The organism is Paraperibacillus esterisolvens, assembly GCF_046237625.1.
GTDB classification, from domain to species: domain Bacteria; phylum Bacillota; class Bacilli; order Bacillales; family DSM-1321; genus Paraperibacillus; species Paraperibacillus esterisolvens.
Map to the genome: position 1 here is coordinate 1,051,687 of NZ_CP143545.1, position 12,554 is coordinate 1,064,240.

At 46.2% G+C, this 12,554-nt stretch carries 13 protein-coding genes; 11 read left to right on the top strand and 2 right to left on the bottom strand.

Going from position 1 to position 12,554, the window contains the following annotated elements; translation table 11 throughout:
* Positions 1–50: 50 nt before the first annotated feature.
* The 4 genes from V1501_RS05375 to V1501_RS05390 all read left to right on the top strand — a co-directional run bounded on the left by V1501_RS05375 (position 51) and on the right by V1501_RS05390 (position 5,646).
* Positions 51–1,127, top strand: coding sequence for a carbamoyl phosphate synthase small subunit (locus V1501_RS05375; RefSeq protein WP_409291803.1), 1,077 nt, complete (start codon positions 51–53; stop codon positions 1,125–1,127).
* Positions 1,120–4,245, top strand: a complete 3,126-nt coding sequence (locus tag V1501_RS05380) for a carbamoyl phosphate synthase large subunit (protein ID WP_409291804.1) — start codon at positions 1,120–1,122, stop codon at positions 4,243–4,245. The genes V1501_RS05375 and V1501_RS05380 overlap by 8 nt, the downstream gene beginning before the upstream one ends.
* Complete coding sequence (gene argF, locus V1501_RS05385; RefSeq protein WP_409291805.1) at positions 4,235–5,194, top strand: ornithine carbamoyltransferase; 960 nt, start codon at positions 4,235–4,237, stop codon at positions 5,192–5,194. Before V1501_RS05380 ends, argF begins: the two co-directional genes overlap by 11 nt.
* A 260-nt stretch (positions 5,195–5,454) precedes the next feature.
* On the top strand, positions 5,455–5,646 hold the full coding sequence (locus V1501_RS05390; RefSeq protein WP_409291806.1) for a YjzC family protein: 192 nt from the start codon (positions 5,455–5,457) through the stop codon (positions 5,644–5,646).
* 64 nt (positions 5,647–5,710) lie between these two features.
* Here V1501_RS05390 and V1501_RS05395 read toward each other — a convergent pair whose 3' ends face one another.
* Positions 5,711–5,899, bottom strand: coding sequence for a YjzD family protein (locus tag V1501_RS05395; protein WP_409291807.1), 189 nt, complete (start codon positions 5,897–5,899; stop codon positions 5,711–5,713).
* A 180-nt stretch (positions 5,900–6,079) separates the two neighbouring features.
* Here V1501_RS05395 and V1501_RS05400 point away from each other — a divergent pair, with 180 nt between their 5' ends.
* The 3 genes from V1501_RS05400 (at position 6,080) to V1501_RS05410 (ending at position 7,971) form a co-directional block, all read left to right on the top strand.
* The gene (locus V1501_RS05400; protein WP_409291808.1) at positions 6,080–6,805 is read left to right on the top strand and encodes a hydrolase; all 726 of its coding nucleotides are present in this window, start codon (positions 6,080–6,082) and stop codon (positions 6,803–6,805) included.
* Positions 6,806–6,879: 74 nt separating this feature from the next.
* Positions 6,880–7,665, top strand: coding sequence for a hypothetical protein (locus V1501_RS05405; protein ID WP_409291809.1), 786 nt, complete (start codon positions 6,880–6,882; stop codon positions 7,663–7,665).
* 114 nt (positions 7,666–7,779) lie between these two features.
* Positions 7,780–7,971, top strand: a complete 192-nt coding sequence (locus V1501_RS05410; RefSeq protein WP_409291810.1) for a ComZ family protein — start codon at positions 7,780–7,782, stop codon at positions 7,969–7,971.
* 25 nt (positions 7,972–7,996) lie between these two features.
* Here V1501_RS05410 and V1501_RS05415 read toward each other — a convergent pair whose 3' ends face one another.
* Positions 7,997–8,221 (bottom strand): hypothetical protein, encoded by a 225-nt coding sequence (locus V1501_RS05415; protein ID WP_409291811.1) that lies wholly within the window; start codon positions 8,219–8,221, stop codon positions 7,997–7,999.
* 202 nt (positions 8,222–8,423) lie between these two features.
* Here V1501_RS05415 and V1501_RS05420 point away from each other — a divergent pair, with 202 nt between their 5' ends.
* The 4 genes from V1501_RS05420 to V1501_RS05435 all read left to right on the top strand — a co-directional run bounded on the left by V1501_RS05420 (position 8,424) and on the right by V1501_RS05435 (position 12,548).
* Positions 8,424–9,359, top strand: a complete 936-nt coding sequence (locus tag V1501_RS05420; RefSeq protein ID WP_409291812.1) for a beta-ketoacyl-ACP synthase III — start codon at positions 8,424–8,426, stop codon at positions 9,357–9,359.
* Positions 9,360–9,401: 42 nt separating this feature from the next.
* Positions 9,402–10,640 (top strand): beta-ketoacyl-ACP synthase II, encoded by a 1,239-nt coding sequence (fabF, locus tag V1501_RS05425; protein ID WP_409291813.1) that lies wholly within the window; start codon positions 9,402–9,404, stop codon positions 10,638–10,640.
* A 152-nt stretch (positions 10,641–10,792) separates the two neighbouring features.
* Entirely contained in the window at positions 10,793–11,569 is a 777-nt protein-coding gene (locus tag V1501_RS05430; RefSeq protein ID WP_409291814.1) for a DUF2268 domain-containing protein, read from the top strand.
* Positions 11,570–11,792: 223 nt separating this feature from the next.
* Positions 11,793–12,548 (top strand): YjbA family protein, encoded by a 756-nt coding sequence (locus V1501_RS05435; protein ID WP_409293258.1) that lies wholly within the window; start codon positions 11,793–11,795, stop codon positions 12,546–12,548.
* Positions 12,549–12,554 lie beyond the last annotated feature (6 nt).

The following is a 12,554-nucleotide window of genomic DNA, read 5'->3' on the forward strand; positions in this document are numbered from 1 at the left end:
ATGCATAAAAATACTTTTTGTTAAATAAATATACAAAGCGAGGCGTCGTCATGAAAGGATATCTGCATTTAGAGAATGGGGATAAATTTGAAGGAGAGTGGCTCTCAGAATCAGAGGGGAACTTTGAAGGGGAAGTGGTCTTTTTTACTGGTATGACGGGTTATCAGGAAGTTTTGACGGACCCTTCTTATAAAGGGCAGATTGTTGTCTTTACGTATCCTTTAATCGGTAATTACGGCATCAATCAAGAGGATTTCGAAAGCAGGAAGCCCCATGCGGCCGGGGTAGTCGTGTATCAGGGCACTAAGCATTACTCCCACTACAAAGCCGAATCCTCATTAATGGATTATCTGAAAAAGTGGAATATCCCCCTGCTCGGCAAGGCAGATACCAGGGCCATTGTCAAAAGGATCAGGAGGGAAGGGTCCATGGGAGGCACTCTGTCTCCCGATGCCACCCTTGCCGCCCCGGGAACCCAAAGAATGAGCGGACTTGTCCAAAGTGTCGCGTCCAATGAAATCATAACTTACGGTACAGGAAAGCATCATATTGTCATGTTTGACTTTGGCTTTAAAAAGTCCATTCTGGATGAGCTGCTGGCCAGGGACTGCAGGGTTACAACCGTGCCTTACCATACTGGGGCAAGCACTATTTATGCCCTGAGGCCGGATGGCATTGTATTATCCAATGGACCAGGAGATCCAAAGTCCCTTACTCAGTATTTGAAATCAATCAGGGAAACTGTATCTAAGTTTCCTTCCATGGGCATTTGTCTTGGCCACCAGCTTCTGGCACTGGCTTTTGGCGGAAATACAGAGAGACTCCTGTTTGGCCACCGGGGAGCGAATCAGCCAGTTATGGATATAAAGACTAAAAAGGTATTTATGACCTCGCAAAATCATGGATATGTGGTGAAGGAAGGGAGCCTTGGCCAAACCGGGCTGTCCGTACTTTACAAAAATGTGAATGATAACAGCATTGAGGGCTTGAAACACAACGTTCTGCCAATCATATCCGTTCAGTTCCATCCGGAAGCAAACCCTGGGCCATATGAAAGTAATTATATTTTCGATGAATATATGGAAATGGTGAAACAAAAAGCTGGGAGAGAAAAAGCATATGCCTAAAGACACAAGCTTAAAAACCATACTGGTCATAGGATCCGGCCCGATTGTCATCGGGCAGGCAGCCGAATTCGATTATGCAGGCACACAGGGGTGCCTTGCACTAAAGGAAGAGGGATATAAAGTCATCCTGATCAACAGCAATCCCGCGACCATCATGACAGACGAAATCCATGCAGATAAAGTGTACTTCGAGCCTCTTACAAAAGAAGTGGTGACAAAGGTGATGGAAAAGGAAAAGCCTGACGGCCTGCTGGCAACCCTTGGCGGGCAGACTGGTTTGAACCTTGCCTTTGAGCTGCATGAAGACGGCATCCTTGACCGTTTAAATGTCCGCCTCCTGGGCACTCCGATTGATTCAATCAAACGCGGGGAGGACAGGGAGCTTTTCAGGAATCTGATGTACGAAATCAATGAACCTGTACCAGAGAGTGAAATTATAAAAACTGTTGAGGAAGGTGTAAAATTTGCAGATCGCATAGGTTTCCCAATAATTGTAAGGCCGGCGTATACTTTGGGCGGCACCGGCGGCGGGATAGCTGGAAATATGGAGGAGTTCCGGGAGATTGTCAGGTCAGGGCTTCAGGAAAGCGCAATTGGGCAATGTCTAGTAGAAAAAAGCATCGCCGGCTTCAAGGAAATTGAATATGAAGTCATGCGGGATGCCGGCAATACCTGCATAACCATCTGCAACATGGAAAATATCGATCCGGTTGGCATACACACTGGCGATTCCATCGTGGTTGCGCCATCGCAGACACTCACGGATGAAGAATACAATCTCCTGAGGTCAGCTTCTATTAAGATCATTTCCTCCCTGGGGATTATCGGGGGCTGCAATATCCAATTTGCCCTCGACCCCGGAAGCAAGCGCTATTACCTGATTGAAGTGAATCCAAGGGTAAGCCGCTCCTCTGCACTTGCGTCGAAAGCCACCGGTTATCCTATTGCAAGGATTGCGGCTAAGCTTGCAGTCGGATACAGGCTGGATGAGCTGATGAATCCAGTGACTAAGAGCACTTACGCAAGCTTTGAGCCTGCGCTTGATTATACAGTAGTTAAATTTCCGCGCTGGCCATTTGATAAGTTTCCGCAAGCATATCGCACACTTGGAACCCAGATGAAAGCGACAGGCGAGGTAATGGCAATAGAAAAAAGCCTGGAGGCAGCCCTGCAGAAGGCAATTGTCTCATTAGAGCTTAAGCTTGACGGCCTTGAACTGCATAGTCTCAAGGGAAAAACTATGGAAGAATTGATGACGTCCCTTAAAGACAGCACCGATGAAAGATTATTCATCATTTTTGAACTGCTCAGGAGAGGCATATCGCTTGAAGAAATTCATAATATCACCACCATTGATTTGTACTATTTAAACTGTTTTAAAAATCTGGTGGAAATAGAAGGGCGAATTAAAGGGAACAGTGCAGATTCAGTAACAAAGGGAGAACTTCAGCTTTATAAAGAGACGGGTTTTTCAGACAGTTTTCTCGGACGCGCATGGGGAGTGGATGAATCACTTATCAGAAGGATCAGGAAAAAGTTTGGAATAAGGGCTGCATATAAAATGGTAGATACCTGTGCAGCAGAATTCGAATCAGCTACTAATTATTTTTATTCCACTTATTTTGGAGAAAATGAGCAGATGCCCACCACCAGAAAAAAGGTGCTGGTAATCGGGAGCGGGCCGATACGTATCGGTCAGGGAATCGAGTTTGATTATTGTTCAGTACATGCGGTCTATGCCTTAAAAGCGGAAGGATATGAGGCAGTGATGATCAATAATAATCCTGAAACAGTCAGCACAGATTTTGCGGCTTCTGACCGGCTCTATTTCGAACCCCTGACCCTTGAATCCATCCTGAATGTACTCGAAGCTGAAGAAATTGATTCGGTTATCGTCCAGTTCGGCGGCCAGACAGCGATCAATCTTGCAAAAGAGCTGGAGTCGAATGGTGTTACGCTTCTCGGAACGAGCTTTGATGTTCTTGATCAGACAGAGGATCGCAGCCGCTTTTACCAGCTGCTCCAAAAATTAGATATCCCGCATATTCCCGGATATGAGGCGGGGAGTGTTGAAGAGGTCTTCGCACACTGCGAGACCCTCGGCTTTCCTATCCTGCTGCGGCCTTCCTATGTGATTGGGGGAAGCGGCATGGTGGTCATCCATTCTAGACAGGAGCTCCGCAAAAAGCTGGAGGATGGCTGGGAAATTGAATTCCCTGTGCTGATCGATAAATATATCAGGGGCAGTGAAGCAGAAGCGGATGTCATTGCAGATGGAACGTCAGCCGGCATTCCCATGATAGCCGAACATATCGAGAAAGCCGGTGTGCATTCAGGTGACAGCATGGTCTATCTCCCAGCCCAGAATATCAGTACATCCACTAAAGACCTTATGCAGGAGTATGCTCTGCGCCTTGTTAAAGAGCTCGGTTATAAAGGATTGATGAATATCCAATTTGTGCTCGATGGAGAAAAGCTGTATGTCCTCGAGGTCAATCCACGGGCCAGCAGGACTGTACCGATTATCAGCAAGCTGTCAGGGGTGCCGATGGTCCAAATAGCGACAAAAGTATTGCTTGGGAAATATTCTCTGTCGAATAAGCAGGCCGGCATACCCAGGGAGTATCCGTTCATTGCAGTGAAGTATCCCGTTTTCTCAACCTATGCTCTTGGCGGGCTGGATTCGATAATCGGCCCGGAAATGAAATCAACAGGTGAAGGCATAGCCATAAGCCGCAGCAGGGAAGATGCTTTATATAAGGCTTTCATGAAAAAAGGCGGTTTAGGCGGGAGAAACGAAATTCTTATAAGCTCCTCGACCAGACTGGATAGCGGATTAGAATCCCAGGTGATGGAAAAAGGATTCCTGCTTACCCGTTCCGAAGACCCGGCTGCATGGTTCCAGGAAGGAAACGGGGCTGCCGTACTTACATTCGGGACGGCCCAGGCAGATTTTGAGATCAGGAAGCTGGCGGCCAAATACAGACTGCTAAGCTTTACAGAATTAGAAACCTTCGTTGTATTCCTGGAGTCATTATCAGGCACTGCGGACGAGGTGGTTTCTTTGCAGGAATGGAAGATGAACATAGGAGCAAGAGGTGAGAAAATTGGCAAATGATACAGGGGCGGCCGTGAGCAGAATACTGGGTAAAAAGGATTTTTTAACGATAGCGGATTTCAGTCCGGAAGAGATCAGCAGTATATTGGATCTCTCCGCCTGGATAAAAACAAAAAGGGCTCTCGGGGAAATATACGAGCCTCTCAGAGGAAAAACTCTTGGAATGATCTTTGAAAAATCGTCCACCAGGACCCGGGTATCCTTTGAAACCGGCATGCTGCAGCTGGGAGGGCATGCGCTGTTCCTCAGCTCACGCGACCTGCAGCTGGGCCGGGGGGAAACGATTTCTGATACAGCGGGTGTTTTATCAGAATATGTGGACGGAATCATGATCAGGACCTTCAGTCATGAAAAAGTGGAAGAATTGGCAAGGTGCGCATCTGTACCTGTAATCAATGGCCTGACGGATTTTGCTCATCCGTGCCAGGCGATTGCTGATTTATTGACAATCAGAGAAATAAAAGGATCTCTTAGAGGCTTGAAGATGGCATATGTCGGAGATGGGAACAATATGGCTCACTCCCTCATGGAGGCGTGCGGGAAAATGGGTATTCACTTTTCCCTTGCCTGTCCAAAGGAATATATGCCAAATCCAGTCTGCCTGGAAGCAAGCCGTCAGTCCGGTTCCAAGTCGGGTGCAGATATTCAGGTTACTGAAGATGTGTGGAGTGCCGTGAAGGATGCTGACATCATATATTCAGATGTGTGGACCAGCATGGGCCAGGAGGAAGAAAATGAAATCAGGCTTGAAAAGTTCAAGGGGTATCAAATCAATCAGGAGCTTGCCAATACAGCGGCCAGGGATTATCTATTTATGCACTGCCTGCCTGCCCATCGCGGTGAGGAAGTGGAAAGTGGAGTTATAGACGGCCCCCATTCGGTCATTTTCCACCAGGCAGGGAACCGCCTCCATGCCCAAAAGGCATTATTGGTTGACCTGATGCGATGAACTGGATTCACCGGGCATGAGAATGCCCGGCTTCTTATGGAAAAGGGGGCGGAGCTGGCTGTATCCAGGTTTCCAGCAGTTAGGTGTGAACATCATTCATCTTGCTGGCATTCCTGCCTGCGCCTTACTCCGCTCCACCGCCCTATTGTGTTTCTTCCAGCACTTGACCAGATTCCCTTTCCATGCATGGGATGGAAGTATAAAACACTGTGTTAGAAAAGTGATATTCCGAAGATAATATGGGAGGAAGGAGGGATAAAATGGGCCAGAAGCACAGATTCCAGGGGGGAAGCAAGGCACCTAACAACGGCAGCTATGTGGAAGTCGGAGTTGGCGGCAGCATGGTAAGAAATCCGCGCAAGATTCATCTGAATGCCGGAGACAGCTTCCCGGAAACTACCAATGATGACAGACAGTGGGCTTACGCCCCTAAACCTCAGGCGCAAAAATGAATATAGGAATGCAAAAAGGGACACCTTTGTTCAGGTGCCCCTTTTTGAACATTCGAAAACAGCATCAATGATGCGGAGTTTTTGCCGGCTCGTCAGGAATGATGGAAGCGATGATCAAAATAAGCACAGTGACCACAACCCCAATAATAGCTCCCTGAGTAAAATCAGGTTCTACTCCGTTCATGGAGCTTACAACATATGTAAGCATAAGAACTAACAGCATAGTCCAGAAAAAGGTCCAGAATATTTTCATAAAGTTCACCTCAATCCTAAAACGTCATTCTTATTTTATCATACTAAATTCTGTGAGTGCATGGCTTTTTTCTTTTCTTTGGTTTAATGACCATTCAAATATAGAATATACATAATATTATAACCAGTGACAACCCCTGACGGGAAAAGAGATTGGATGATAAGAAAGGGAGAGCAGGGTATGGAACAGCGGAATTTCCAGTTTGATGGTCAATGGAATATCGTTTATTACCCGGAGAGGCCAAGCGGATTTGCTGTCATGATCCTTGGAGACAGACATCATTATGTCGATAAGGAGGGCAGCTATTGGCAGAATCATCCGGGCCGGTCAGAAATGCTGCAGCTCCTTAAAGATACTGGATATACTTTGCTCGCTTCAAATCTGTACAGGCCGAATTGGGGAAATGATCTATCTGTACATTCAGCCATAAAGCTGCGGCACTTGCTGTTGAAAAGTGAGATCCTGAATGACCGGATCCATATCCTTGCTGAAGGAACTGGCGCACTAACTGCTTTGAAATTGATGGCAGTGTGTCCAGAGGGATTCCGCTCTGCGGTTTTTCTTAATCCGTGCCTCTCCCTGAGGGAACTCATACAAAGGGAGAGGGAACGGAAAGTGTACTTTAAGGGTTTTCAGCAGGAAATTGCCCAGGCCTATAATCTGGATGCCGGAGAATTAGATTCCCTTGAAAGAGAAGAACTGAAAGATCCTGATATAAAAACGCCGCTGCAGATCATTCATGTGCTTGGCGGCAGTGAGGAAGATCAGTCTCACCTATATAAAGAGCTTGAGGCATCCAGCCAGGTTGGAAGCAAAGTGGAAATTCAGTACCTTTCAGCTGAAAAGCGTTACAAATGTGCGATGCTTGCCAGGCAGTTTTTTAAAAGACATGAAAAATACCTCTAATTTTCGAAATTGGGTAAATAGAAGGCTCCTCATTCATATGATACTGAATATAGAGGAGAGCAAGAGGTGAGGAAATGCAGAAATATATAGTCGTCGGAAATTTTAGATTCTTTGGCTTTCATCTTTGTAAAAAGCTGCTGGAAGAAGGATACGAGGTAGTAGGAATTGACTGGGATTCAGGAGACGCAGCCGCTTTTGAAAGCAAATTTCTTGAGATCGGGAGAAACGGCAACTTTTCCTATCTGCCCATGGAAAAATGGAATCGGGAGGAAAACGAAGATCCTGAAGCCGGGCTCCTCATTTCATATTATGACTTTATAAAATCAGGAATGACGGCAGGACAGGAATGGAATAAGCTGAATGCTTTCAGTCTGGTAAGCGGCTGGGCAAAACAGGCAGTGTTTTTCCTTCCCCACGGATTTTCCGAAAGAATACCCGCAGATATTTTTGGGCATTCCAATTGCAGGAGAGTATCCCTTCCAACCATTTACGGCCCATGGCAGCCTGCAAATATGTGCTTCCAGGCTGCAATTGAAGGCCGAAGCAAGGAGGAAATAGGCGAAATCTGCAAAAGTGAATGCAGGGAAGATGCGATATTTGCAGAGGATTTAATGAATCTCATTCCCGCCATTTTGAAAGACAGGGAGCAGGAAATCAGTGTGTGGAGCGATACTCCCGGGTCATGGCTGCAGTGTGCTGAACAAGTGGGGATGGAACATTTTCCTGGTGATTTTCCGGACAGGGTGCCTCGGGGGAATAGCGGGAACCAGCTGCTTGTTCCTGCGCTGACAACTCCAGAAGATGGAATCCTGAAACAAACGGAACATTTTATGAAATTTCAGCAGCTGTCGAGATGGTAAGGAGTCTTCGTAATTGAAAAGTAGACACTGCACGGATAAAATAGGCGTATGGACTAATTGTTTAGGCTCATAGGTCTTTTTTTTTGCAGATTTTTATATGGGGAGTGTACGAGTATGGACCAAAATAGAAATATGGAATTCATGGCCATTGCCATGAAATATTTTCCTGAAGCCAAGGAAAGGCTGGATGAGGCAGGAATAGAATTATCCATGGATCTTCTGCCGCATTTTATGGACTTATTCCAAAAGGTCATGCAGGATGCTTACGAGCTTGGAAAGCAGGATGCACTTAAGCAGGGCACTTAAAAGGGTAAAAGCTGCTGGGCAGCTTTTATTTTTTTTTCCTGAAAATGCCTAATATCGGTGTAATCTGCTGTATGGCCGGTTTCACCTGGTCATAGATAGTCATGATGCTGTCCACATGATTCATCATTTTTTCAAGGTCAATGCTGGATATTTTCTGAGTAAGGCTTTTATCTTCCTCCTCCTGTTTTTGGACACGGCGGGAACCGAACATGAATTGTGAAATGCGGTCCTGGTTTTCCGGTTTGTTCAACTTTCAGCCCCTCCTTTCAGGTTTTCTTACTGCTACTATATGAAATGGAATATTCATGGACTAGACTAAAGCCATGCTGATAAGATTTTGCTTATTAAATATTGCATGTATATATTTTTTTAGATAAAATTAGTACCAAGTCATAATAATTGCTAATAAAATAGAAAAGTATAAATTAAATATAAGCAGAGGGGTTGTTTAGATGAATGCTGGAATAATCGGGATCGGCCGGTATCTCCCAGAAAAAATACTCACAAACTTTGATCTTGAAAAAATGGTGGATACCTCAGATGAATGGATCCGGACCAGGACCGGCATCGAGGAGCGCCGAATTGCCGGAGACGATATCAATACGTCTGATATGGCATATGAAGCTGCAAAAAAGGCCATCGAGAATGCGGGAATTGCCCCGGAAGAAATAGATTTAATCCTGGTGGCAACAGTCACTCCCGACAGGCCTTTTCCAACCGTTTCATGTATGCTTCAGGAAAGGCTGGGAGCAAGGAAAGCTGCTGCCATGGATCTCAGTGCGGCCTGTGCCGGCTTCATGTATGGAATGATAACTGCAGGCCAATTCATTCAAACCGGCGCATATAAACACATCTTGGTAATTGGTGTCGAGAAGCTCTCGAAAATTACAAATTGGGATGACCGCAACACGGCTGTTCTTTTTGGAGACGGGGCAGGTGCAGTCATCATGGGGCCGGTCGAAGATGGAAAGGGAATTCTCTCCTTTGAACTCGGGTCAGATGGTTCTGGAGGCAAATATTTGTACCAGGACGGTTTATACCTTAGCATGAATGGAAGAGAAGTATTTAAATTTGCTGTACGGCAGATGGGTGAATCCAGTGTAAATGTGCTTGAAAAGGCTGGATTGACTAAAGATGATGTTGATATGCTCATTCCGCACCAGGCCAATATCAGGATCATGGAGTCAGCCCGTGAAAGGCTGAATCTCCCGCCAGAGAAGATGTCCTGTACGGTCCATAAATATGGCAATACATCTGCTGCCTCCATTCCCCTTTCACTTGTTGAAGAACTGGAAGCAGGCAAAGTGAAGGATGGAGATGTGATTGTTATGGTCGGTTTCGGTGGAGGCTTGACATGGGGAGCCATCGCCCTCAAATGGGGAAGATAAGATTTAAAATAAATGGATGATGAGATAGAAAGGAAGAATTAAATGACTAAACGCAGAGTTGTTGTAACTGGATTAGGCTCGCTTACTCCAATCGGTAAGGATACTGAAACCTTCTGGCAGAATGCTGTCGCTGGAGTTTCCGGAGTAGGACCGCTCACAAGGGTGAATGCTGAGGATTATCCGGCAAAAGTAGCCGCTGAAATAAATGATTTTAATTCTGCAGATTTCATTGATAAGAAGGATGCCAGGAAAATGGACCGTTTCACACAGTACGCGGTGGCTGCGTCCTTGATGGCCGTGAAAGACGCCGGCCTTGAGATCAATGAGAACAACGCTGCCCGCATCGGAGTGTGGATCGGTTCGGGCATCGGCGGAATGGAAACATTCGAAAACCAATTCGAGACTCTCCTTAACAGAGGGCCACGCAGAGTCAGTCCTTTCTTTGTGCCCATGATGATTCCCGATATGGCCGCGGGACAGGTTTCGATTACTCTGGGTGCCAAAGGATTTAACTCATGTACGGTAACTGCCTGTGCCACAGGCACCAATTCAATCGGAGATGCTTTTAAAGTCATACAGCGTGGAGACGCGGATGCGATGGTGACCGGCGGCTCAGAAGCACCGATCACCAGGATGGCCATTGCAGGCTTTTGTGCAAACACTGCCCTTTCAACTAATCCCGACCCCAAGACGGCAAGCAGGCCGTTTGATAAGAACCGGGATGGCTTTGTTATAGGTGAAGGAGCTGGGATTGTAGTCCTCGAGGAACTGGAGCATGCCCTTGCCAGAGGGGCTAAAATTTATGCCGAAATAGTCGGGTACGGGGCGACAGGTGATGCCCACCATATTACCGCACCTGCGCCAGGGGGAGAAGGCGGTGCACGTGCCATGAGAATGGCTATTGAGGATTCCGGGCTCCGTCCTGAAGATATACAGTACATCAATGCTCACGGCACCAGCACACCTTATAATGATAAATTTGAGACCATGGCAATCAAGGAAGTATTCGGGGACAGTGCAGTCAATCTCGCCGTCAGCTCTACTAAATCGATGACCGGTCATCTGCTTGGGGCAGCTGGCGGGATAGAAGCGATCCTGACAGTGCTCGCCATCAAAAACAATCTTGTACCGCCGACCATTAACCTTGAGGAGCAGGATCCGGAATGCGATTTGGATTATGTTCCTAATAAAGCCCGGGAAATGGAAGTGAACGCTGCTCTTAGCAATTCATTGGGCTTTGGCGGCCACAATGCAACCCTGGTATTCAAGAAATATAAATAAATCAGAGAGGCAAATGCCGGTTCCTATATGGATCCGGTTTTTTTGTCCGTTTGAGTCACTGCCGGCTTTTAGTGGATTTCTCATTTGGAAATGGCACATTCCAGTCTGCCGCATATAATAAACCATAATTTTGATGAAGGGATGAGAGGGGTATGGGCGTCATTCACACAGATAAATGGCTGAAGGAACATCTGGATAACCCTCTTCAGCTTTGCGGCAGGTTCAAGAAGCTATTCAGCGAGACATCGGAACAGCGGGTGTATCAGTACTTAGTGAGGAACGGGATGTACAGATATTCCAAAAGGTCCCGGGTTGATTTCCAAGAACTTCAGGAAAAAAGGGTTTGGGAAAAGATTTCCGCTCATTTTAGTTCTTACCGAAAAAAGTGGAAGGGCCCAGACATCCCTGTTTTCATTTTTCCGCATGGGAGCACAGGCGGCCTTGACGGGGGAAAAAACCGAAAATCTGGACTGGCTTTTAAAGATAAGATTTTCCTGTTCTATGCGCCAGGATTAAGGGATAAAGAATTAGAGGCAGTCTTCGTGCATGAATATCATCATGTCTGCAGGCTGCATGCCATGAAAAAAGACATGCAGGACTACAGCCTCGCCGATTCAATTGTCCTTGAAGGCCTGGCTGAACAAGCTGTGGAACAGAATGTCGGCCCTGACTTCCTTGCTGATTGGACAAAATTATACAGCCCAAGGGAGACTCTGGGCCTTGGGAAAAAATATATAGCAAAGAATCTATCTGTAAAAAAAACAGAACCGCTTCATGACCGTTTGCTTTACGGGGGCGGCAGGGTTCCCAAAATGCTCGGTTATTGCACGGGGTATATGGCCGTGCTTAAGTATACAAGGGAAAAAGGGCTTGAGCAGGAAGATACCTTTACCCACTCATCCGCTGAGCTCCTGTCCGGCTTTTTTTAAACGTGCCCCCGATGTATCTGCTTTTTTGCATAGATTTTTCAGCCGGTGTATATATTTCTTAATAACCATTTATAGGGGCTGCTGCAGAGCCTCAGGGGAAAGGGAGCCAGGGCGCCTTTTCTCCCTTAAAAATATGCTCATCCGCGGCAGCACAGGAATATTTTTACTTGGAAATGCCTATACTGATGGACAAACAGTTTTCAAGTAAGTGAGGGGTAAGATGATGTTATATCTCCATGATGTATGGGTTAATTGGTTTGAAGGGGAAGAAAACGGATACAATATTTGCCACTTTCATGAGTGGAGAAAAGATGATGGTATAGAACTGCTCGATCAGGTGCCGCTCGTTAAAGTATCATCTTCTATGTTTCACTATATTGAAAATGATTTATCCGAACTTCCCAAAGAATTGCTCGATGATATTTTTCAAAAGGCTTATGCCCGAAAGAATCACGAACGAATCCAGATGGATTATTGTTTTATAGCGACAGATGGAAACGGCATACTGGCTGTTGACACAATCGGCTATAATATTCCAATCCGTAAAAGCAGGCTGATTCCAAGGCAGGAGCAGCTTGTCTATGAAATGGTTGAAAATCATGAAGAATCTCCTTATGAAAACACAAGACAGGACAAAGAGGCAAAGGAATACCACATTTTATCACCTTCCCCCGACCTGATGCAGGGACTGACCCGGAAGGAGCGCCAGCTCAAACAGCTGCTTTTCATGGCGCTTGACCAGCTCCATTCATCGAAGAATACAGCGGAGATCAGGTACTGGTATACAGAATGGTCGCCGCATAAGTACGAGTACATCCAAAACCTGGGCTTTGAGACAGCATGGAAAGAGCTTTATGAGGCTGCTAAATATGATTGGAGCCCCAAACATTTGTCCCTTTGCGGAAACTTGATTAAGGGACAGCCATTTTTTGAAAAACTCTGGGAAATGGAAGTTGGGGACAGTCCGCCAGTATTATAGAAGAAA